Origin of the sequence: Nitrosococcus watsonii C-113, assembly GCF_000143085.1 — a bacterium.
GTDB lineage: Bacteria > Pseudomonadota > Gammaproteobacteria > Nitrosococcales > Nitrosococcaceae > Nitrosococcus > Nitrosococcus watsonii.
Genome location: NC_014315.1, coordinates 2,459,323 through 2,482,448, shown reverse-complemented (window position 1 = coordinate 2,482,448; position 23,126 = coordinate 2,459,323). Strand labels below are relative to the sequence as shown.

Here is a 23,126-nt window from a genome sequence, read left to right as displayed (position 1 = left end):
TAGCGAGGATAAGCTCTAGGAGATAAATTAAATTCGTCGATATGGATTATGCTACCACCAAGTGATCTATTTTCTAAAAAATGAAGAATTGGACTAGCGACAGGAGTGAGTAACACTAGACTTGGGAAAAAGCGATGGCATCTCCCTTCTTTCTTTCAGAGATGGTTTAGGGATAGGGGAGTATTCGCCATGCAGGGGGAAGACGGTAGAAAACGGGCAATCATAGAACAGGTCAAACCCGAGATTGATGGCGGTCGTTTTGCCATCAAACGAACGGTGGGTGAAACTGTAGTGGTGGAAGCCAATGTGTTCACCGATGGCCATGATGCGGTGAGCTGCGTTCTGCGGTACCGCAGGGAAGATGCCTCTTCTTGGAATGAGGTGCCGATGCAACCCTTGGGCAATGATCGGTGGCGGGGAGGATTCAAAGTCACCGCAGTAGGATGTTATCGTTATACCCTAATTGCTTGGGTGGATCACTTTAAATCCTGGCGGCAAGATTTAGCCAAACGCATTCAGCCAGAGGATATTGCCCTTCAGCTTCAAGTAGGAGCTCAATGGTTGGAAGCTGCGGCTAGGCGGGCCGAGGGGGAAGATGCTCAAAGACTAAAAGATGGGGCTAGGTTGCTAGAGGATAAAGGCGAACTTAGGGATAGATTAGCTATTGCCTTAAGCGAGGAGACCGCCTTATTGATGGCCCACTACCCTGATCGGCGTTTTTCCACCTGCTATGATAAAGAATTGATCGTAGTGGTAGATAGATCTCGGGCCCGGTTTAGCGCCTGGTATGAGATGTTTCCTCGCGCGTGTGCGGCACAAGCGAGCCAGCATGGTAATTTCAAGAGCTGTGAGGACCGTCTGCCTTACATCGCCGCCATGGGTTTTGATGTGCTCTATCTGCCTCCTATCCATCCCATTGGGCGCATTAATCGCAAGGGTAGGAATAATGCGCTAACGGCTGCCCCCGAGGATCCGGGTAGTCCTTGGGCTATTGGGGCAGAAGAGGAGGGACATAAGTCAATTCACCCCCAATTAGGGACTTTGGAAGATTTCCGGCGCTTTGTGGCCAAGGCGCGAGAATTTGGTATCGAAGTAGCTTTGGATATCGCTTTCCAATGCGCGCCTGATCACCCTTATATTAAGGCGCATCCAGAATGGTTCCGCTGGCGGCCGGATAACACCGTGCAATACGCGGAGAACCCCCCTAAAAAATATGAGGATATTTATCCCTTTTATTTTGAGACCGATGAGTGGCAGTCTCTGTGGGAGGAACTAAAAAGTGTGTTTCTGTTCTGGCTTGAGCAAGGAGTATATATCTTTAGAGTCGATAACCCCCATACCAAGCCTTTCCCTTTTTGGGAATGGTTGATTGCGGAAGTGAAAAAAGTCCAGCCGGACACACTTTTTTTATCTGAAGCTTTTACCCGCCCTAATGTTATGTACCGCCTTGCTAAACTGGGGTTCACCCAGTCCTACAATTATTTCCCTTGGCGCAATACTAAGCAGGAGCTAACAGAATACTTTACCGAACTTACCCAAACAGAGGTGCGGGAATATTTCCGTCCTAACCTGTGGCCTAACACACCGGATATCCTGACGGAATATCTCCAATTTGGAGGGCGGCCAGCTTTTATGATCCGTTTGGTTCTGGCAGCTACTTTAGGAGCTAGCTATGGTATTTATGGGCCTGCTTATGAGTTAATGGAAAATAGGCCTCGCAACCCAGGCAGTGAAGAATATCTTAACTCTGAAAAATATCAACTCCGACATTGGGATATTAACAGGGACGACAGCCTCAAGGATTTTATCGCCCAAGTGAACCAAATCCGTAGAAACCATCTTGCTTTACAGTTTGATGGAAATCTGCATTTTTATCCGGTAGATAATGAGCAAATAATTTGTTATGGCAAATGGGCTGCAAATCTGGCTGATATCATTTTGGTGGTGGTGAATTTAGATATCCATTATACCCAGTCTGGTTGGGTCGAATTGCCATTGGAGGACTTGGGGATCGAGCCCCATCTTTCTTATCAGGTCCATGATTTACTTAGCGATACCCATTACCTGTGGCATGGCCCGCGTAATTACGTAGAACTTGATCCCGCCCGCGTTCCTGCCCATATTTTCTGCTTGCGGCGCCGGGTACGGACAGAGCAAGATTTCGATTCTTTATATGTAGCCATGGAGTGCCTATGAAGCCACGGGAGGAAGAATTAGCCTGGCAAAATGATCCGCTCTGGTACAAAGATGCCATTATTTACCAACTCCACGTTAGGGCTTTTTTTGATAGTAATAATGATGGTACGGGAGATTTCCGGGGCCTTACTCAGAAGCTAGACTATATCCAAGATTTGGGCGTAAACACCATCTGGTTACTGCCTTTTTATCCTTCTCCTTTGCGGGATGATGGCTATGATATTGCGGATTACCGTAATATCTATCCGGATTATGGGACTCGCAGGGATGTTAGACATTTTGTGCGGGAAGCCCACCGCCGTGGCCTTAAGGTCATTACCGAGTTGGTTATCAATCATACCTCGGATCAACATCCCTGGTTTCAGGCTGCCCGGAGAGCGCCTCCCGGATCAGCCAAACGGAATTTCTATGTCTGGAGCGATACCGATCAAAAGTTTCCCGAGACCCGGATTATTTTCACCGATACGGAAACTTCTAACTGGGCCTGGGACCCGGTGGCAAAGGCTTACTATTGGCACCGCTTTTTCTCTCACCAGCCTGATCTTAATCATAATAATCCCCAGGTGGTTAGGGCCGTGATCCGGGTCATGCGTTTTTGGCTGGACATGGGCGTGGACGGCCTGCGCTTGGATGCTATCCCTTACCTTTGCGTGCGAGAGGGAACCCATAACGAAAATCTTCCCGAAAGCCATGCGGTGCTTAAAAAGATGCGGGCCGTAGTGGATGAGCATTATCAAGGCCGCATGTTTTTGGCGGAGGCCAATCAATGGCCAGAAGATGTGAGGGAATATTTCGGTGACGGCGATGAATGCCATATGGCCTATCATTTCCCCCTTATGCCGCGCATGTATATGGCGATTGCCCAGGAGGACCGTCATCCCATTACTGAGATTATGAACCAAACTCCGGATATTCCCCAGACCTGCCAGTGGGCTATTTTTTTGCGTAACCACGATGAGTTGACTCTAGAGATGGTTACTGACAAAGAACGTGACTATATGTATCAGAGCTATGCTGCTAATCCCCGTATGCGGGTGAATGTAGGTATCCGGCGGCGTTTGGCGCCGTTAATGGATAATGATTTAGACAAGATCCGGTTGATGAATAGCTTGCTTTTCTCTATGCCTGGCTCGCCCATTATTTACTATGGAGATGAAATTGGCATGGGAGATAATATTTATTTAGGTGATCGCAATAGTGTGCGCACCCCTATGCAGTGGAGTCCCGATCGGAATGCTGGGTTTTCTAAAACCGATCCCCAGCGCTTGTTTTTACCGCCTATCATGGACCCCATTTACGGTTATGAAGGCGTTAACGTGGAAGCCCAGAGTCGGGCGCCGTCTTCCCTTCTCAATTGGATGAAACGCCTGCTTGCGGTGCGTAAGCACAGTAAGACGTTTGGCCGCGGCACATTAACCTTCCTTCGTCCTGGAAACCGTAAAATTTTGGCGTATGTGCGAGAATGGAAGGATGAAGTTATTTTATGTGTTGCTAATTTGTCCCGCTGCGCTCAGCCAGTGGAACTGGATCTCTCTCCTTTTGAAGGACGGGTGCCGCTAGAGCTGATGGGACATACTCCTTTCCCTCCCATTGGCGAATTGCCCTATTTGCTGACCCTCCCAGGCCATGGTTTTTATTGGTTTCGATTGGCAATGGATGTAGCAGAACCCGCTTGGCATGAGCAGCGTTTGCCACCAGCGGAGTTACCAGTACTAGTGTTGTTTGATGGCTGGAGCAGTTTATTTCCTAGTCGTGTTGAGCCTTCCCGGCTACGAATGGCGGAAAAATTGGGCGAACAATTGGGGCAAGCATTACGGGGGTTCCTATTAGTGCAACGATGGTTTGCCGCTAAAGGAGAGGAAATAGAGCGGGTAGTGTTGGAACAGATAGAGGAGTCAGAGAATTGGCTGTTGGTTAGAGTGAGGGTTGAGTTCACCGAGATTGAAGCTCAGTCTTATTTTATCCCGTTAGCTATTGCTTGGGGAGAAGGAGATGAAGAATCCATACGGCGCTTGCTGCCTGCCACCGTCGCCAAGATTCGGCGACAAGCTCGTCTAGGCATCCTCTATGATGCCTTAGAGGATATAAGTTTTAGTCGAGCGTTAGTAATGGCTATGGGGCAGCATCGAGAGATCCCCTTTGGGGCCGGAAGTTTAAAATTTTCTCCTACGACGGCTTTTGGAAAGCTAGTTTGCGGTACCTCCCTCGAGCAGATGCGGCGCCCGGCGGCGGAAGGTACAAACAGCACCTTAATCCTAGATAACCGGTTATTTTTAAAAATCTACCGTTACTTAGAAGAGGGTATCAGCTCAGAGCGAGAAATAGGCTATTTCCTTACCGAAATATCGCCCTTTCCTCATATTGCTCCTCTAGCAGGTACCTTAGAGCATATAAGCCCCAAGGGAAAAGCAGTAACCCTGGGTCTCCTGCAAGGTTATATTCCCAACCAGGGAGATGCTTGGGTTTATACTGTGGCTTATTTAGAGCGTTTTCTGGAAAATTACCTCGCAAAACCGCTCGAAGAACTCGAAGAAGTTGCCGCTGAATTGGATGAGACTCATGAAGATTATCTAAGAAGAGTGACCCTTTTAGGCCGGCGCACGGGAGAATTGCACCAGGCGCTAGCCAAGGAAACGGGAAATTCGGCCTTTGATCCGGAACCTATTGTTCGTGCTGATTTGATAGCCTGGAGAAAACGCTTGGAAGCGGATATCGAGTGCACTTTGAAGAAGCTAGCACAGCGGAAAAGCACTTTTACCGAAGCATTGCGCAACGATGTAGAATGGTTTTTGAGATCCGGCGAAACCTTGCGGCAACGACTTTGTTTAATTCCTTCCACATTGCAGGCTGTCAAGACTCGCTACCATGGTGATTATCATCTAGGACAAATATTAATAGCAGAGGATGACTTGGTCATTGTTGATTTCGAAGGCGAGCCTGCCCGCCCCTTAAGTGAGCGCCGAAACAAACATTTGCCGCTGCGGGATGTGGCGGGTATGTTGCGATCATTTAGCTATGCTGCTGCCGTGGCTCTGCGCCATTGCACCGCGGAACGTCCTGAAGATCAGGATTTACTTATGCCACTGTTGCATGCTTGGGAGCAGCAGGTAAGAGAGTATTTCCTGACCGGCTACCAGGAGGGGGTGAGGAATTGCCCTTCTTATCCTGTAGATTCGAAAAAGGTTCGCGACTTGATCGCGCTATTTACTTTGGAAAAAGGGCTGTATGAACTCCGCTACGAACTCGACAATCGGCCATCATGGGTAGATGTACCCCTTAAGGGGTTGCTTGCGTTTTTGGAGGAGGACAAGCAGGGGTAGTAGCTGTTTCCCAGACTTGTCCTTAGCTTTAAGGGCTTATTTATTCAATGGGAATGAGTTCAAAGCCAACCACTTCAGCCTCTTCCGCGCCAATATTTTCAAGGGTCATCGGGTGCCCGGACTCCCAGAACGCCTGGCCTGCTTGATAGGTATGGGTTTTTCCTCCCTCTGTGATTTTTACCGTGCCCTTGATGACATAACGTGGTCCCGGGCCCTTATGGGTATGCTCCGGAGTCTTGAAGCTAGCCGGAAACTGGGTACGGTGAACGATGACTTTGACCTCTTTTGTTGGAAACGTTACCGTTTCTTCCAACAAGGAAGCGAGAGAAGGTTTTTCCTGATCCTGGGTAGCAATAGCAAGCGAGCAGACACTGGAAAGCAGAAAAATTGCGGCAGTAGAGCAAAAGAAGAATCGAATTTGCATGGGCGCCATTAACTCCCTCCTTAAAAGGTTGTTAAAGTCTAGTATAAAACTGAGATAAACGCCAATAAACTTCTTACCTTGATCTACCATGGAACATAGCTTTGGGTGGCTGCTGGAGTGCTTAAAGGAAAAATCTGCGGGCCTATCCTAGGACAGGCTCAGTATAGCTCTTGCAGGAGGGTGGTTGCTTAAACTAGGAGTTGGGAGCAAGCTCATGTAGACGGCAATCTCATCACTGCGCCGGTTTGGCTCGCTCATTCATATTATAGTAGCTAGCGAGATTGCTTGAATTGCTCTGGCTTCGGATTGAATTATGATTACGGCAGATTTATCTACGTAAGAAGGGCAGTGGTAGTCAAAACCTATGATGACTACCACTAACTATTAATTTGCTATACGAATTCGCTATTTTCTATTTGACCGCTAGGGTTAAGTACTAACCGTATTTTCCCATAACAGGGAACTCGACCGGCGACACAGCCAGAACCCTCCATAACGACTTCGTCAAAAGTCACATTAACGATGGCGTGATCGTCAGCTTGTTCCATGAGCTCGTAGTGCAGAGTTTCATTATCTATCCACCCATTCTGGCTACAGAGCTGCGCTAATTTAGGGGTGCTTTTCAAGTATTCGTCAATACTCATGGAAATCTCCTGGTTTTTTGGGTTTACTTAAATCGTTATCTTTATATTCTAAGCGATTCTTCTATAGTTTAGATAATTATTAGTAATCTATTTTTCCTGCTTATGCAACTAATGAAGATCGGTGTGGGGATTGAATAAGATGGCTATATTAGTGCTGCGTTGGATTTTAGTAAACTTTTTCTCTTAACTACAAAGAGCTAGTTGTTATTGAGTTAGGTTAAGAATTTTACGATCTTGGTCGATACTTCTCTTGGGTTATGCGGGCATTTTCTCGCTCTACTCGTTTAATAATAATGGAGAGATATCGGCGTGGATTTAGCTACCTTGCTTGGCTTAATTGGCAGCTTTGGGGTTGTGGGGGGGGCTATTTTACTGGGCTCCAGCGTTCTGGTTTTTTTCAATCCGCCCTCCCTTTTAATTGTATTAGGGGGTACCACCGCCGTGGTGCTTATGAAATTCTCCCTCAGCCAGTTTCTGGGATCTTTTAAGATTGCCATGAAGGCGTTTATGTATAAAACCGAGAAGCCGGAAGGAATTATTAAGCAGGCAGTGGAGATGGCCGGTACCGCCAGGAAGGAGGGGCTGCTGGCTTTAGAGGGCTGGGAGATTAAAAATGAATTTATGAAAAAGGGTGTAACCTTGCTGGTCGATGGCCATGATCCCGAGATGGTGCGCCGGGTGTTGATGACTGATCTGCGGCAGACTCTAAGCCGCCATGAACTGGGGCAGAAAATTTTTAAGGCTATTGGCGATGTGGCGCCGGCCATGGGAATGATTGGTACATTGATTGGCTTAGTGCAAATGCTCTCTTCCATGGATGATCCAAAAAAAATTGGTCCGGCTATGGCGGTTGCACTGCTGACCACCCTTTATGGGGCAATGATTGCCAATATGGTGGCTCTCCCCTTTGCTGATAAACTTGCTCTGCGGAGCAATGAAGAACGGCTTAATCGCTCCATCATTATTGAGAGTATACTTTCTATCCAGCAAGGCCATAATCCGCGGGTATTGGAAGAATTACTGCTGACTTTTATGCCCGGCTCTAGACGTAATAACGGTTATGGAGAAAAGGGAAGGTAGCCGACAACGATGGAGCAGGACTGGGCTACTGCCGAGGACGAACCGCGGGAGGAGAGGACGGGCGCGCCGGCATGGGTCATTACCCTAGCCGATTTGATGTCGCTATTAATGAGCTTCTTTGTGCTGCTTTTATCCTTTTCAGAGATGGATGTACTCAAATACAAACAGGTTGCCGGTTCCATGAAGTTCGCCTTTGGGGTGCAGCGGGAGATTAAAGTCAAAGAGCCTCCTAAGGGTACGAGTATTATCGCCCAGGAATTTAGCCCTGGCCGTCCCCGCCCCACTCCCTGGAATGAGATTCGCCAGGATACCATTGATGAAACCAAACAAACGCTGGATTTCTCTGATGCGCCTATCCAGGATACGGAAGCAGAGGTGGCTGAGCTTCAGGATAAGCTCCAGCATGAAATTGATGAGGGTTTGATTACTATAGAAACCATCAAGGATCGAATCATTATTCGTATTCAAGAAAAGGGTTCTTTCCCTTCCGGGAGCGCCATTTTTAGTCGGGAGTTTAAACCAGCTTTAGATAAGATTCGCGCTATTCTAAAAAAAATAGAGGGTAAACTTATCGTGGCGGGGCATACGGATGATAGGCCTATTCAGACTTCCCGCTTTCGCTCTAATTGGGAATTATCTACCGCCCGGGCCGTTTCTGTGGTTCACTATCTCTTGGCTACCCATGAAATCTCTCCTGGACGATTTGTGCTTGAGGGTTATGCCGATACCCAGCCGCTTGCGCCTAATGAGAATGCAGCTAACCGGGCTCGTAACCGGCGGATAGAAATTACCGTTCTTCCAGGCGAAGAGCAGGATGGCGCATGGCGCTCAATACGGGATTTTGATAGTTAAGCTATCGTTTAGTGCCGGTGTACCACTCTTATTAAGGGGTTAGGGCAATTCATACGGGTAAGTACTATTCGGTCAAAATGATCTGTGAGGCTTAGGGCCAACTTCGCCGCTGCCGTCCCTTGTGTTTCCCTTATTGGATCATCGATCATATTGATGAGGGGAATAATTTTAATTTTTCTTCCCCTTTTTAGTTTCTCTGCGGAGCTGGCTAAGAGTCTTGCCAGATGGACGGGTTTTAGGATTTCGCCCACTTTAATTCTGATAATAGTTTGAATTCTTTCCGCTTGACAGGCGATATTTTCAGACAAAGGTTGGCCAAGGGCAAGTGCGGAAAGCACAGGAATTACATGGGTTGCTTGTTCCGGGATCGCCCTTTTTTCCATATTTGGAACTTTAATCCAACGGCCCTGCGCTGTATCAGCATTCACTAAACTGATATCAAAACCTGCCTGACGATGGATCATTGCTACTAGAGAGGGAGAGATACCGGCTAAGTATCCCTTTTTCACAGAGGGTTGAGTATAAGCAATCAGCCGGTGGGTCGTGGCTGCCGTACTTACCAAGGTAAACAGTAGTTTTTCTTCGGTAATGACCTGATAGGCAGAAATTTTGTCTGGGAAGGGTGGGATAGGGGTGGTGGAAGTAATTCCTACCCGGCCTGGATGGAGCGTCGCTAAGCGATAGAGAATAGTTCGTTTGCCTCCCGCGCCCGTTAAACAAACGATGCCGCGCTCAATATCTAGGGCATTTAACAATGAGTTAGATTCGCTGGTTATCATGCTTTTATGACTGCGGCTTTCACCGTCAGTAGGGGGGAATAGTTTTAGATTTTACTCGTCGCTGCTATGAATTTAGCATATTGAGTTCTTTATATGAGTCGAATAAGGTGTAGGACTTAAACTTCATGCTGCTGGAGGAGCCTAGGAGAATTCTCATAGTAGATGATCTTAGGGGTGTATATTGGTGGCCAATCAAACGCTCCATCCTTTGGCGATGGTTCTCATACAGGGACCGAGTTTATTTGTGCGGTTGTAAGCAGGAGAGTAATAAGCCTTATTGTGGAGGAAGAAGGTGATGGGAGAGATGAGTACCTGGGAAATGGTTTTGGTTGGCGTAATAGCGATCTTGGTCATTTTGTGGTTTCGGCCAGGGATTAGGGCCGCCTTACAATACGGAAAGCAGGCAGAGGAGAAGGATTGGCGAGGATTTTTGCTTCCTCTTGCCTTCGTTGTGCTATTTGTGATACTGCTGCTCGCGATTGCTTAAGAGCCATCCAGAAGGCTACCAATACCTTTCTACAGAGATTTGCCCAGGGTCCCGTCGGCGATTCTCCTTAAGGCCCCGCTCTTTGAGTAAGGCTGTGGCATCCCGGACCATATCTGGATTGCCGCAGATCATCACCTGGGATGACTTTGCCTCAATAGTGAGTCCTGTGCGCTCTGCCATACGGCCATCAGCAATAGCTGCGGTAATACGCCCACGGATAGCGCCTTTATGATCTTCCCGGCTGACGAGGGGGATCATGGTAAATTGCTGGGGATGCTGGTCGTGAAGGTTCTGAATAAGATCCTGATAGACGAGTTCCTCAGCCGTGCGTACGGAATGGACTAAAATAATCCGAGAAAAGCGTTGCCAGGGCTCCTGGGTTTTGAGAATGGATAGAAAGGGTCCAATCGCCGTTCCCGTTGATAGCATCCAGAGATTATTGGCGGTCTGGATTTGGGAAAGCGTCAGAAACCCAGCGGCTTTACGAAAGACCCAAACGGTATCGTCCGGCTCTAATTGAGCGAGACGGTTTGATAGGGGGCCATTTGGAACCGTAATGGAATAAAATTCCAAACGGGCTTCTTGGGGCGTGTTAACAAAAGAATAGGACCGTGCTACCAATTCATCGTCAATGATCAAACCTAGGCGGCCAAATTGTCCGGCCTCAAAGGCGTTTATTTGGGCCTCCACCTGGAGAGAATAAAGCTGTTGGGTCCAGTGGCGATTAGCGATGACTCGGCCTTCAACCCATTTACTGGGATCTACCAAGGTTTCTGCGGTTGGTGTAGACATAGTACCTATTATTACCCCCAATACTATCAAGTTCAATCTCTTGAAGGCTGCCGTTGTCGACAGAATAGCCGTGCGGCTATGGGCTAAAAGAGCGGTCTGTGTTTTATTCGCTGACTTCTACGTCGTGCCAGAAAGCCAGGTAATTTTTAATGTGCGCTGCTGCTTGTTTCGGCGCTGGGTAATACCAAGCGGCATCAGCATTAAGCTGGTTGCCAACGATAATATGATAATAGCTGGCTTCCCCTTTCCACGGGCAAATCGTGTGCGTATTGCTGCTGCGAAAATACTCTTTGCTGATAGAATCCGGTGGAAAATAATGGTTATTTTCCACCACTGCGGTTTTTTCGCTTTCGGCTAATACGGCACCTTTCCAGACGGCTTTCATAGGGGATCTCCCGATATAATCATCAATGCTTATCTTAAATGATACCTTTTTCCAAGGTCTGCCTTAGTAACAGCCACATAAAAAAAGGCCCGCCGAGGAGGGCGGTAATAACGCCTACCGGAATTTCTGCCGGAGCAATCAAATTACGAGCCAAAGTATCGCATAGGACGAGAAAACTTCCTCCAAAAAGCACGGTGGCGGGCGCTAAAAGGCGGTGATCGGCGCCTACCAATAGGCGGCAGATATGGGGAACCATCATCCCTACGAACCCGATGGGGCCGCAGATAGCAACGATCCCTCCTACTGTGAGAGAAGTCACGAAAAACAGCAGACTACGTATTCCGCGGACATTGAGGCCCCGGCTGGCGGCAAGGAGTTCTCCTGTAGCCAAGAGATTGAGTTCCTGGCTGAGAAATAAGATAGCAAAGGTGCCGCCGATGACAAAAGGCAGTATTTCAAAGACGGCCTCAATACCTATAATGCTGAGGCTTCCCATTAACCAGCGAAGAATATGGAAAGATTGGGTGAAATCACTCAGATACTGAATAAAAAGGATAAGGCTGGAGAAAAAGAAGCTAATCGCTACGCCAGCGAGAAGGATACTAGTAGCGGAGAAACCCCGGCTTACTCGGGTGAGACCGTAGACGAGCAGAATTGCCCCCAGTGCGCCGGCGAATGCGGATAGCGTCAAGCCTGAAATACTCAATAGGGCGAAGCTTAGACCCAAACGTAGATAGAGGGCTGCGCCCAGAGCGGCTCCGCTCGCGACTCCTAGGGTAAAGGGGGTGGCTAAGGGATTACGAAACAGGGCCTGAAAACTCATGCCACTGACGGCGAGGCCCGCGCCAGCTAGAAAGGCAGCCATTACTCGCGGTACTCGCAGATTCCAGAAAATTTCCGCCTCTACGTTGTCTGCCGTAGATTCAAGAATGGCTTTAACAGGGATGGGATGTAAGCCCAAAAAGGGAGCGATGCTAAGTACGCCGATTGCCAATAATGCGAGCAGGCCTAAGGTGACAACAGGTTTCATCTATTGGCTTTGAGCTATGGCAATGGGATGTCCCGTTTGTGGGTGAGGCGTAAACAGAAAACGTTGCTGGTAAATAATTTCCAGTACTTGGTTATCCGCAAACGCCTCTGGGGTCCCATTGAAAACTAAGGTGCCATCCTTAAGGGCGATAATGCGGCTGCTATAGGCGATGGCAGCATTGATATCGTGCGTGACAGTAAGAAGGGTGATGCCATACTCACGGTTGAGTTGATCTAACAGGCACTGGATTTCTACCTGGTGCCTGGGATCAAGGAAAGCCATGGGTTCGTCCAGGAGAAGGATAGTGCTTCCTTGAACCAAACTGGCGGCAATAAGTACTTTTTGCCGTTCGCCGGCACTTAAAGTATCCAGAAGGCGATCCATCAGAGGGCGAATTCCGGTGAGCGCAAGGGCCCAGTCGGCGATTCGGTAGTCTTCAGGGCTTAAAATGGAAAAGGAACTCAGGTGAGGATAGCGTCCCATCAGGACAAATTCTTTCACCGTAAATGGGATACTTTGGCCATCTAATTGAGGAACATAGGCCAGGGTCCGGGCCAATTCTTTTTGACTGTAGCTGGCAATTTTCCGGCCTAATAGTTGAATGCTCCCACTACCGTGGAAGAGGCGGAGCAGGCATTTAAGGAAGGTGGTTTTGCCTGCTCCATTGGGGCCGACGATAGCAAGCCGCTCTCCTTGGGCGATGGTTAGGGAAATGTCCTGGAGGATAGTTTTTCCATTGAGACACAAGAAAAGATCCTCGATTTCGAGAGCAGTATCGCTCATGGTTCAGCCCAGTTGAGTTCGGGGTGAATAGCTCGGGCCATTTTTTCTAGGGTACGGATAAAACGAGGGCCGGGTACGGTATCAAAATCATCGGCAAAGAAGTGGACGCGGCCGGTTTTGACAGCGGTTACGGTGGAGAGTCCGGCCCAATCTTGTAAAAGGGCAGTATCATCTAAATTCTGAGGCGCCGTTTGCTCAGATATCAGATCAATGATCACCTCGGGATCAAGATGCATAATGCCCTCGGCAGAGAGGGGGGGTACCCGGATAAGGTGCCCTTGATAGGCGTTAATCCCCCCTGCAATACGAATCATCTCATCATAGGGGTCTGCTGCCCCCGCAACAAAAATTTCTCTTAGTGGGTTTGGCGGATGACCCATGACTACCAGGACTCGTGGTCGGGGCAGATGGGCTGTTTTAGCTTTTATGGCATCCATCCGCGATCTGAGATTAGCTAGTAAAGTCCTCGCTGCGACTTCTTTACCTGCCGCCACCCCAATAATACGGATGGAGGCCAGAATATCTTTCAGCTTTTGGTGCTGTACTTGCAAGGTAGAAATGCCAAGCTGCTCCAGTCTTGGTGTGAGAGTTTGATGGCCAGGAAAGGTAATCACCAGATCTGGCTTGAGGGCGATGATGGCCTCAAGATGAGGGTCCAAGTATCCACCTACCTTCGGTTTTGCTAGTGCTTTTGGCGGATAATTACAGTAACGGGTAACCCCCACCACTTGCTCTCCTAGCCCTAGCGCAAATAGAGTTTCCGTAATGCTGGGTGCAAGGGAAATAATGCGATGATACTGTGCTGGCTCAGTCTTATTGTCCCTGTTGTTTTCCCCTGGATTGGGAGCATCACCGCTAGCACTCGTAATACCTCCCAGGATTAATGAAAACCATAGCGCTATTTTTTTCATTTCAAACGGAAGGGTCAAAGAGGGTGATCCAGTGTTTGACGGGCAAAGAAGATTGGCTTTGAAGATGAGTTAAACAGCCAATGTTGGCGGTAGCGATGAGCTGGGGGTGGCCATGTTCTAATGCGGTAAGTTTGTTTGCGAGGAGGCGCTGGGAAAGATCTCGTTGCAACAGAGAATAGGTTCCCGCTGAACCACAGCATAGGTGGGCATCAGGTACTTCCGTGAGGTCAAAACCCGCCTCCTGCAATATATTCTCCACCAACCCCCCTAGTTGTTGGCCGTGTTGCAGAGTGCAGGGCGATTGGAAGGCGATACGGCGGGGGACATGGGGAGAAGGAACTAATCCTGAACGGTCTTCCTGGGCAAGAATTTCACCAATATCTTGGGCAAGTTCGGTAATCCGGGCCGCTTTTACCCTATAGTCCGGATCTTCGGCTAATAAGCTTCCATATTCTTTAATCATGGCGCCGCAGCCGCTGGCGGTTACCACGATTGCTTCCGCCCCTGCCTCTATCTGTGGCCACCATGCATCAATGTTTCGGCGCATAAAATCCAAAGCTGACTGGGGGGCTGAGAGATGGTGGTTAATGGCCCCGCAACAGCCGCTATGGGGAGACCGCACCAGACTGATGCCCAGCTGATCTAAAACCCAGGCGGTGCTGGCGTTGATCTCAGGCGCCAGGGCTGGTTGGACGCAGCCTTCCAGAATTAACATCTTGCGGGAATGAAGGGGGGCTGGCCAAGCCCTCGCTTTGCTGTGGGGTGGTATAGTGCGTTTTATAGCGGAGGGCAGAAAAAGGGAGAGTATTTGACCTAACCGTAAGAGGATGGTAAAGCGTCGCCGATAGGGGAGTAGGGCGCGTAAGGCAGCTCGAGTGAGGCGCTCCCGAGGGGGTCTAGCAACCTTGGTTGCAACCACCTCACGGCCAATATCCACCAAACGGCCATAACGGACCCCCGAGGGGCAAGTGGTTTCGCAGGCCCGGCAAGTCAGGCAGCGATCTAAATGCTGTTGGGTTTTCCTGCTGACAGGTTGCCCTTCAAGCGTTTCTTTTATGAGGTAAATACGGCCGCGGGGACCGTCTAATTCATCCCCTAGTAGTTGATAGGTAGGGCAGGTAGCGGTACAAAAGCCGCAATGCACGCAGGAGCGCAAGATAGCATCAGCCTCCTGCCCCTGGGATGTGTTTTTAATAAGATCTGCTAGCTGGGTTTGCACGTTACTAAATACCTTATCCACTTTTCTGGTCTAATGTTATAACCATTATCCCTAGGATAGGGGATGGTTGAAAAGGGTAAGATGAATGTAGAAGGTGATCTGGGGAGAGCAAAGTGATGAAAAAAAAACAAGGACAGGGTTTTACTACCCAAGTGATCCATGGTCATAATGAAAAACTGGATCCTGTGCATGGCGCTACTACCCCGCCTTTGTATTTAAATACCGCTTTCCTTTTTGAAAATGCGCGCCAAGGGGCAAGGCGTTTTGCTGGAGAGGAAGGGGGGTATGTCTATGCCCGGATGGGGAATCCTTCCGTAGAGATGCTCGAAAAGCGCCTTGCGCTCCTTGAAAACGGGGAAGCGGCCGCGGCTTTTGCATCGGGTATGGGGGCGATTTCAAGCTTGTTGCTCCATTTAGCTCAGCCAGGGGATCATATTCTTTCAGTGCGTGAAATTTATGGGGGAACTTACGCATTTTTTGAGGGGCAACTTAAGCGCATGGGGTGTGGCATAACTTATTTTGATCCTGCCGCACCGGACTTAGAAGCAGAACTGGAGGCCCAATGTACCTCCCATAGCCGAGTTTTGTACTTGGAAACCCCCTCCAATCCTTCGCTGGCCTTGGTAGACTTGGAAGCTTGCAGCCGTTGGGCCCATCAACGGGGTCTCGTTACCGTGGTGGATAACACTTTTTGTACGCCCTACTTGCAACTTCCACTGGATTTTGGGATAGATTGGATTGTGCACAGCACCACAAAATACCTTAATGGCCATGGCGATTGCGTGGGAGGCGTGGTTATCGGCACTGAAGCGGCCATTCAAACTTTACGCCAAGAGGTACAATGGCATTTTGGTAATGTGCTTTCCCCCTTTAATGCCTGGCTGACCCTGCGCGGCCTGCAAACCCTTTCATTGCGCATGGCGAGGCATTCAGAAACGGCGCTAACGGTGGCTCGCTTCCTGGAAGAACATCCAAAAGTACGGCGGGTGCATTATCCGGGGCTTCCCTCCCATCCCCAGCATGAGCTAGCGCAAAAGCAAATGGCAGGTTTTAGCGGGATGCTCTCCTTTTCTCTTGCTAGCCGGGAGGCCGGTCCCCGTTTGCTCAATAACTTGCAATTATGCTTGCTAGCGGTAAGTTTGGGGCATGTGGCAACACTGATTGAGCACCCGGCTTCCATGAGTCATGCGGCTTACTCGGAGGAAGAGTGTCGCGCCGCGGGATTGGATACCGCCCTGGTTCGCCTCAGCGTAGGGTTGGAAGAGGCTACGGATCTGATTGCAGATTTAGAGCAGGGATTGGAGAAAGTCTAGTGCGAGAGCACAATTTTTTAAATTATTGCCGCATGCTAGAAGGGGCCTGGGATTTTGTTACTCACCGCTTGAGCCCGTGTCAAGAATCTTGCAGCAAAAGTTTTTTTGATGGTGTAGGTGACTTTATAAAGATCAGCGGTTTTGCAGGCTTCAGTTAAGTAATCATCGCTGGTTTCGAGATCGTCTATAAGATTAAGTTCCTTGGCTTGAATGGCGTGCCAATGCTGGCCCGTGGCAGTTTGTGAGAGATCTATATGGGGGCGGTGGCGGACAATGAATTCTTTGAATAATTGGTGGATATCTTCCACCTGTTGTTTAGCCAACTCACGATCCCGATCAGTGTTAATACCGAACAGCGTAACCGTCCGTTTCAATTCGCCTGCTTTGATTTGCTCAAAATCTATTCCGTGTTTATCCAGTAGACGGTGGAAATTGGGCACTTGCAGCAAAGCACCGATAGAGCCGATGATAGCAAACGGCGCGGCAATAATGCGGTTTCCTACGCAGGCCATCATATACCCGCCGCTGGCTGCTATTTTATCCACGGCAATGGTTAATGGAATCTGTTTTCTTCTGATTCGTTCCAATTGGGAGGCCGCCAATCCATGCTCATGAACCAGTCCGCCCCCGTTTTCTAATCGGAGTAGTATCTCATCTTCCGGTGTTGCTACACTGAGTACTGCAGTAATTTCTTGCCGTAACGAGGCGACAGCCGTGGCTCTAATATCCCCATGAAAATCAAGCACGAAAATGCGTTTGGCGTGTTTTTGTTTCTTTTTACGGGCCTTTTCAGACTTGAGCTTTTTTATGAATTCCTTCTTTGATATAAGGTGCATCATGAGCGCCTGGGTCATACGCTCATAATCTTTATTAAGATGCTTAATCTCCAATTGATCGGTGGTCCGGGCTTGGCTTTTCGATGAGATGGATGATCTTATTAGCAATGCGATTAATACCACGATAGTAAGTATTTTTGCTAGGAAGAGCCCATATTCAGAGAGAAATTCGCTCATATATTTTGGTTCCCACGCTGGAATAAGGAAAAGTATTGGGTAGGCTAGAATTCCTGGTACATTCGTCCTGGATTCAGAATGCCATGGGGATCGAAGGCTCGTTTGAGATGTTGATGTAGCGCCATGAGTGGGGGAGAGAGGGGATGAAAGACCTGGCCGCTACGATCTCCACCACGGAATAGAGTGGCATAACCGTTGATGCTCTCGGCGGCAGAGCGTATTGTTTCCGCGGACAATTCAGAGCGAAACCAGCGTTGTGCTCCGCCCCAGCCAATTTTCCATTCCCCCGGCAGATCGATGGGTGGTGTTGTGGCGGGTACCGACCAGCGCCAAAGGGGGACTGTGCTTCGCTGGAAGAAAAGGTGGGTTTGTTCTCGCACTTTTTCCCAGAATTTTGTACCGTCGCTCAGCTGGTCGCCTCCAACTTTATTGCGTGCAGCCTGGATGGCCTCTTTAGAGCCGGATAGGCGGACGTAGAGACGTTCTCCGTCAAAGGCGCACGCCGACAGGGGAAGGGGCAGGGATGCCCAGGCATTGAACAGGCGAATAGCATTGCGGGTATCCTGCTCTTGGGAGAGTGTGATTTCCATGGGAGGGCAGGGTGAAACCTTTAGAGAAACTTCCAACAGTACCCCTAGGGTACCAAGGCTGCCCGCCATCACACGGGAGATGTCATAGCCAGCCACGTTTTTCATCACCTGTCCACCAAAGCGTAGTATCTGGCCCTTGCCGTTAATAATCTGCACCCCCAATACCATGTCCCGGACCGCCCCTCCATAGGGTCGCCGTGGGCCGGAGAGGCCGCTGGCTACGGCGCCGCCTAGAGTAGCGTTGGAGCCAAAGTAAGGGGGCTCAAAAGTGAGCATCTGGCCCTGCTCGGCAAGTAGCGTTTCAATTTCGGCCAACGGTGTTCCTGCACGGGCGGTGATGACAAGCTCGGTAGGTTCGTAGCTGGTGATGCCCTGGTGTTTGCCTACGTTCAGGGGTGTGCCTTTTAGGTGACGGCCATAAAAAACTTTAGTATTACCACCTATGATGCGTAAAGGGGTTTGAGCCGCTACCGCGACGTGGATAGCTTCCTGAAGTTCCTCGCTGCCGTCATGAGTGCGTATCATCAACGCCGCCTACCTTATAATTTTTATTCTAGGGTTTTTGAAAATGATATCTTGGTCTGTCCTCAGCTTCAAATAGTGATAGTAGTTCATGACTCCTGCCCCGAAGGACGGTACTTATGGTGATGTTTCTTTGGTTTGTTGGGGGCAGCGTACATTAATTGGGGGTTAAGCCGTGTAATTTCTAACTTAATTATTTGTATTCCTCAGCGTTAAGACGTTGGATGGAGGAAATCAGGAAAGCTGCTGGCGGTATCCGGTTTTGGTCGTATTATGTCTTGATCACGGGGTGGAAAATCGCTTAAATTGTGCCGCCGATGACCACCCCATGTCATTATAAGGGATATAGCAACTTGATCAAGCGGGTGGCCGTCGGAGTGATAATAATTATTTTGGATATATTTTTGATTGGATAGTTACGAGCTAAAAACTTATGAAACATTTTGCTTATCGCTCTATGGCGCAGCTGCGCCTGTTAGGTTTAATTCTCACCGCGATGGTTGCGGGTACAGCTTGCAGTGAAGCCGAGAAATCAGCCAGCAAGCCCGCTGTCCCGGTGACCATATCGGGAAGTATGAATGGAGAGGAGGGACCGATTAAGGAGGCCAAATTAACCGCTACGGATAGCCATGGCAAAGTAATTGCCACTACAGAGGTAAGCGGCCGTTCCCGCTATCAGCTGGAGTTGCCTGCTGGCGCGGCTTATCCAGTGATTATCTCGGCAATCTATCCCCGTTCTACGAAGATAGAGAAATCGGGCCAAGGAGAGATCAAAGCCGTAGTTATGGAGGCTAGTAATTCCACCGTTGAACTTAGTCCCAGATCGACGACTATTGTTAATATGGCGCTTGCCCGTGGCGGTCTTACCCTGGAGAACTTTAGAGCCGCATCGGCCTCTGCCCTTAATTTGGGCGCTGGCTCGGGTGGCGGATCGGGTGGTGGTCACGGAGGGCACTAAAGTTTATGGAGCGGTCCTGACGGCTCTCCCGGGGACCGTTTTGAAACTTCCCGCTGTCGAGGGAGCCGGAGAGGATAAGCCCGCACCCTTTGCGGGTTTTCCCCTCCGGATGTTGATATTCATGAAATTTTTTTAGGATCTCGTCGTTTTTGCCAGATTAAGGCTTAATTTGGTATGGCTCTTAGGGTTTAATGTAAGCATTTCGTCGGTACATGGCTATCATTTAAGCCAAAGTGTAAGTGTCGGTAGTATGGTAGCAGGTGCTAGCCCATCACCTAGTCAAATCATTATGGCTCCATCCTTTGTTCACCTTCGTCTGCATACCGAATATTCCTTAGTGGATAGTCTGGTGCGGATACGCCCCCTTATCCAGGCTACCAGGGAAGCGGGTATGCCAGCGATAGCCGTGACTGATCAGAGCAATGTGTTTGCAATGATCAAGTTCTACCGCGCTGCTCAGGCCGCGGGGGTGAAACCTATTATCGGCGCCGATATTTTTCTCGCGGGTTCAGGAGAACGAAGCCGGGCTAGCCGCTTTACCTTGCTCTGCCAGAATGAGCTAGGCTATCGTCATTTATCGGGTTTGCTCTCCCGCGCTTATAGGGAAGGTCAATACCAAGGCATCCCTCGGTTGCAATGGGATTGGCTGCAAAATTTGAATGATGGTTTGATTGTACTTTCCGGAGGCAGGGAAGGCGATGTGGGCCAAGCCTTGTTGTCTGGCAACGATATTCAGGCGGGAAGATTATTGGAGCGGTGGCAAGCGCTTTTTCCCGGGCGTTATTATTTGGAGTTGCATCGTACCGGCAGAGAAGGCGAGGAGGACTATCTCCATGCAGCCGTGGCACTAGCTCTAGCTTATGATACGCCTGTAGTGGCAACCAATGATGTTCGGTTCCTTAGACCTCAAGACTTTGAAGCCCATGAGGCCCGAGTTTGTATTCATGAAGGGCGGGCCCTAAATGATCCACGTCGCTCTCGCCATTACAGTGAGCAACAGTATTTGCGAACGCCCTCGGAAATGGCAGAGTTATTTGTGGACCTGCCTGAAGCCCTGGAGAATACGGTAGAGATCGCCCGACGCTGTAACCTCGAACTTACGTTAGGGAAGTATTATCTTCCTAATTTTCCGGTGCCAGAGGATTGGAGCATCGAAGCGTTTTTAGCAGCGGAAGCCCGCCAGGGCTTGGAGCAGCGGTTAGCAAAGCTTTATCCATTGGAAACAGAGCGAAAAGCTGAACAATCTGCCTATGAAGCACGCCTTGCGGAGGAACTGGCTGTCATTAACCAGATGGGTTTTCCAGGCTATTTCCTTATCGTTGCTGATTTTATCCGTTGGGCTAAAAAGAATGAGATTCCGGTGGGACCAGGGCGGGGCTCAGGAGCAGGGTCCCTGGTTGCCTATGCGTTGCAAATTACTGATCTAGATCCCCTCGCTTTTGATCTTATCTTTGAGCGTTTTTTGAACCCTGAGCGTGTGTCCTTGCCTGATTTCGATATTGATTTCTGCATGGAGCGTCGGGATTGGGTGATCGATTATGTGAGCCAGCACTATGGCCGGGATCATGTCTCCCAGATTATTACTTACGGTACTATGGCTGCTAAAGCGGTGGTGCGGGACGTGGGCCGGGTGTTGGGCCATCCTTATGGTTTCGTGGACCAAATTGCCAAGCTTATCCCTTTTGATCTCAAGATGACCCTGGATAAGGCGTTGGCGGAGTCCGAGGGATTACGGTCTCGCTACGAGGGAGAAGAAGAGGTTCAATTCCTGGTTGATTTAGCCAGAAAGCTTGAAGGATTGATCCGCAACGCGGGCAAACATGCGGGTGGGGTCGTGATCGCACCCAAGAAATTGACCGAGTATGTGCCTTATTACTGCGAGCAGGGAGCAAGCGGGGTCGTCACCCAATTCGATAAGGATGATATTGAAACCATTGGCTTGGTCAAATTCGATTTTTTGGGCCTGCGTACGCTCACTATCCTCGATTGGGCGTTGCAGGCCATTAATCGGCAGCGGACCCAGCAGGGAGAGACCCTGCTCGATTTGGCGCTTCTTCCCATGGATGATTCAAAAAGCTATGGGCTGCTCAAGCGCTGCGCCACAACAGCCGTGTTTCAATTGGAATCCCGGGGCATGAAAGACCTCATAAAGCGGCTTCAGCCCGATTGTTTTGAGGATATTATTGCCTTGGTCGCCTTATTCCGGCCAGGCCCTCTTCAGTCCGGTATGGTGGATGATTATATCAACCGGAAACATGGCCGTGCCCAAGTCGATTATCCCCACCCTGCCCTTGAGCCTATTCTTAAACCTACCTATGGGGTGATTGTCTATCAGGAGCAGGTGATGCAAATTGCCCAGGTTTTGGCGGGCTATACCTTGGGGGAAGCTGATTTGCTGCGCCGGGCCATGGGCAAGAAAAAGCCTGAGGAAATGGCTAAGCAACGGGCTATTTTTACAGCGGGAGCGAAGGCGCGCGAAGTTGATGAAAAGAAGGCAACGGCTATCTTCGATCTCATGGAGAAATTTGCCGAGTATGGGTTTAATAAATCCCATTCTGCGGCCTATGCGGTAATTGCTTATCAAACAGCTTATCTTAAAGCTCATTATCCCGCCTCCTATATGGCGGCGGTGCTTTCCGCGGATATGGACAATACGGACAAGGTAAAGGCATTTGTGGAGGAATGTTGGGCCATGAAGTTAGATCTACTTCCTCCTGATGTGAATGCCAGCAATTATCTTTTTTCGGCCCAGGGTGAGACGGCTATTCGCTATGGCTTAGGCGCCATCAAAGGCGTGGGAGCGGCAGCGTTGGAGGGGATTATCAAGGCGCGGGAGCAGCATGGACTTTATCAGAACCTTTTTGAATTTTGCCGCCGTATTGACTTACGCAAGATTAGTCGAAGAGTCTTGGAAGCCCTGGTTCGGGCAGGTGCTCTGGATTCCTTGGGGGCTAATCGAGCGACGCTAGAAGCATCTCTAGAAGCTGCCCTGGCGTTAGCGGAACAACATTGTCGCAATGCTTCTCTAGGACAAAATGATTTATTCGGCCTTGATTTGGTATCGGAGGATAAGGAGGCAGGGAGTTATGTCGAAACCAAGGAATGGGATGAAGAACAGCGGTTAGCGTTAGAAAAAGAGACCTTAGGGTTGTATCTCAGTGGCCACCCTATCGACTGTTACAAGCAGGAGCTTAAGCAGATAGCACCTTGCCGGATAGCAGAACTTATTGACCGGGCAAATAACCGGCAAAATCGTAGCCAACAAATCATGATAGCAGGCTTGGTCGGCTCCGTGCGCACTAATAAAGCACGCCAAGGGGGACGTAATGCCTTTATAACGCTGGAGGATGGAAGTGCCCGGTTGGAAATTAAGGCCTTTGCCGAAGTTTTCGATAAATGCCGGGAACAGCTACAGCCAGATCATATCGTTGTCATTGAAGGCGCATTGAGATGGGATTCTTATGCCGATAGCATTGCTGTTACGGCGGAGAAAATCTACAGTATTACCGAGGCCCGGGAGATTTTTGCAAAAAGCCTGGAAATCGGGTTGGATGGAACTAGCGTGGGGCAAGAGGTCATCGCCGAGTTAGCGCAGATTTTAGCGCCTTTTCGACAGGGTCGTTGCCCTGTTGCTATTGACTATCGTAATGGGATTGCTAGAGCCCGATTGGTACTGGGCGAGGAATGGCGGGTTCGGCCTGATAAGGCGCTGCTTGCACGTTTACGGTTATTGCCAGGGACGAAGCATGTGCGAATAAGTTATTAGCTTATTCCTAAAAATGTCTGTTTTTAGCGACAAAATTCCCTGCTTTTTTTGGGCTAACCCAG

19 protein-coding genes are annotated in these 23,126 nt (G+C 49.4%); 8 read left to right on the top strand and 11 right to left on the bottom strand.

The window, feature by feature from the left end; all coding sequences use genetic code 11:
- The first annotated feature begins 189 nt into the window (after positions 1-189).
- Positions 190-2,196 carry a maltotransferase domain-containing protein gene (locus NWAT_RS11185; RefSeq protein WP_013221180.1) on the top strand — a complete coding sequence of 669 codons (2,007 nt, stop codon included), beginning with the start codon at positions 190-192 and terminating at the stop codon, positions 2,194-2,196.
- Positions 2,193-5,516 (top strand): maltose alpha-D-glucosyltransferase, encoded by a 3,324-nt coding sequence (gene treS, locus NWAT_RS11180; RefSeq protein WP_013221179.1) that lies wholly within the window; start codon positions 2,193-2,195, stop codon positions 5,514-5,516. The genes NWAT_RS11185 and treS overlap by 4 nt, the downstream gene beginning before the upstream one ends.
- Before the next feature lie 40 nt (positions 5,517-5,556).
- On the opposite strand, the gene NWAT_RS11175 is transcribed toward treS, so the two are convergent.
- Together NWAT_RS11175 and NWAT_RS11170 are read right to left on the bottom strand one after the other, a co-directional pair.
- A complete protein-coding gene (locus tag NWAT_RS11175; RefSeq protein WP_013221178.1) occupies positions 5,557-5,949 on the bottom strand; it encodes a cupin domain-containing protein in 393 nt (130 codons plus the stop codon).
- Between the two features lie 383 nt (positions 5,950-6,332).
- Positions 6,333-6,584, bottom strand: a complete 252-nt coding sequence (locus tag NWAT_RS11170; protein WP_013221177.1) for a hypothetical protein — start codon at positions 6,582-6,584, stop codon at positions 6,333-6,335.
- 309 nt (positions 6,585-6,893) lie between these two features.
- Between NWAT_RS11170 and pomA the strand changes: the two genes are divergently transcribed.
- Together pomA and NWAT_RS11160 are read left to right on the top strand one after the other, a co-directional pair.
- Positions 6,894-7,664, top strand: a complete 771-nt coding sequence (gene pomA / locus NWAT_RS11165; RefSeq protein WP_013221176.1) for a flagellar motor protein PomA — start codon at positions 6,894-6,896, stop codon at positions 7,662-7,664.
- A 9-nt stretch (positions 7,665-7,673) separates the two neighbouring features.
- A complete protein-coding gene (locus tag NWAT_RS11160; RefSeq protein WP_013221175.1) occupies positions 7,674-8,516 on the top strand; it encodes a flagellar motor protein MotB in 843 nt (280 codons plus the stop codon).
- A gap of 8 nt (positions 8,517-8,524) precedes the next feature.
- On the opposite strand, the gene yqeC is transcribed toward NWAT_RS11160, so the two are convergent.
- Positions 8,525-9,295: a selenium cofactor biosynthesis protein YqeC gene (yqeC, locus tag NWAT_RS11155; RefSeq protein WP_013221174.1), complete on the bottom strand. Its 771-nt coding sequence runs from the start codon at positions 9,293-9,295 to the stop codon at positions 8,525-8,527.
- A 304-nt stretch (positions 9,296-9,599) separates the two neighbouring features.
- Here yqeC and NWAT_RS11150 point away from each other — a divergent pair, with 304 nt between their 5' ends.
- Positions 9,600-9,782, top strand: a complete 183-nt coding sequence (locus tag NWAT_RS11150) for a hypothetical protein (RefSeq protein ID WP_232420107.1) — start codon at positions 9,600-9,602, stop codon at positions 9,780-9,782.
- Between the two features lie 15 nt (positions 9,783-9,797).
- Here the strand turns inward: NWAT_RS11150 and NWAT_RS11145 are convergent, their stop codons facing one another.
- The 6 genes from NWAT_RS11145 to glcF all read right to left on the bottom strand — a co-directional run bounded on the left by NWAT_RS11145 (position 9,798) and on the right by glcF (position 14,902).
- On the bottom strand, positions 9,798-10,574 hold the full coding sequence (locus tag NWAT_RS11145) for a ferredoxin--NADP reductase (RefSeq protein WP_013221172.1): 777 nt from the start codon (positions 10,572-10,574) through the stop codon (positions 9,798-9,800).
- A 103-nt stretch (positions 10,575-10,677) separates the two neighbouring features.
- Positions 10,678-10,959: a DUF427 domain-containing protein gene (locus tag NWAT_RS11140; RefSeq protein ID WP_013221171.1), complete on the bottom strand. Its 282-nt coding sequence runs from the start codon at positions 10,957-10,959 to the stop codon at positions 10,678-10,680.
- A gap of 34 nt (positions 10,960-10,993) precedes the next feature.
- Positions 10,994-11,989 (bottom strand): FecCD family ABC transporter permease, encoded by a 996-nt coding sequence (locus tag NWAT_RS11135; RefSeq protein ID WP_013221170.1) that lies wholly within the window; start codon positions 11,987-11,989, stop codon positions 10,994-10,996.
- Complete coding sequence (locus tag NWAT_RS11130; protein ID WP_013221169.1) at positions 11,990-12,772, bottom strand: ABC transporter ATP-binding protein; 783 nt, start codon at positions 12,770-12,772, stop codon at positions 11,990-11,992.
- On the bottom strand, positions 12,769-13,701 hold the full coding sequence (locus NWAT_RS11125; RefSeq protein ID WP_013221168.1) for an ABC transporter substrate-binding protein: 933 nt from the start codon (positions 13,699-13,701) through the stop codon (positions 12,769-12,771). Before NWAT_RS11125 ends, NWAT_RS11130 begins: the two co-directional genes overlap by 4 nt.
- Positions 13,685-14,902, bottom strand: a complete 1,218-nt coding sequence (gene glcF / locus NWAT_RS11120) for a glycolate oxidase subunit GlcF (RefSeq protein ID WP_013221167.1) — start codon at positions 14,900-14,902, stop codon at positions 13,685-13,687. Before glcF ends, NWAT_RS11125 begins: the two co-directional genes overlap by 17 nt.
- A 116-nt stretch (positions 14,903-15,018) precedes the next feature.
- Between glcF and NWAT_RS11115 the strand changes: the two genes are divergently transcribed.
- A complete protein-coding gene (locus NWAT_RS11115) occupies positions 15,019-16,215 on the top strand; it encodes a trans-sulfuration enzyme family protein (protein ID WP_013221166.1) in 1,197 nt (398 codons plus the stop codon).
- Positions 16,216-16,250: 35 nt separating this feature from the next.
- On the opposite strand, the gene sohB is transcribed toward NWAT_RS11115, so the two are convergent.
- A complete protein-coding gene (gene sohB, locus NWAT_RS11110) occupies positions 16,251-17,228 on the bottom strand; it encodes a protease SohB (RefSeq protein WP_013221165.1) in 978 nt (325 codons plus the stop codon).
- Between the two features lie 44 nt (positions 17,229-17,272).
- Complete coding sequence (gene glcE, locus NWAT_RS11105) at positions 17,273-18,343, bottom strand: glycolate oxidase subunit GlcE (RefSeq protein ID WP_013221164.1); 1,071 nt, start codon at positions 18,341-18,343, stop codon at positions 17,273-17,275.
- A gap of 430 nt (positions 18,344-18,773) precedes the next feature.
- On the opposite strand from glcE, the gene NWAT_RS11100 reads away from it, so the two are divergent.
- Together NWAT_RS11100 and dnaE are read left to right on the top strand one after the other, a co-directional pair.
- The gene (locus tag NWAT_RS11100; protein ID WP_013221163.1) at positions 18,774-19,298 is read left to right on the top strand and encodes a hypothetical protein; all 525 of its coding nucleotides are present in this window, start codon (positions 18,774-18,776) and stop codon (positions 19,296-19,298) included.
- Positions 19,299-19,587: 289 nt separating this feature from the next.
- Positions 19,588-23,064: a DNA polymerase III subunit alpha gene (dnaE, locus tag NWAT_RS11095; RefSeq protein ID WP_013221162.1), complete on the top strand. Its 3,477-nt coding sequence runs from the start codon at positions 19,588-19,590 to the stop codon at positions 23,062-23,064.
- The last annotated feature ends 62 nt before the right edge of the window (positions 23,065-23,126 follow it).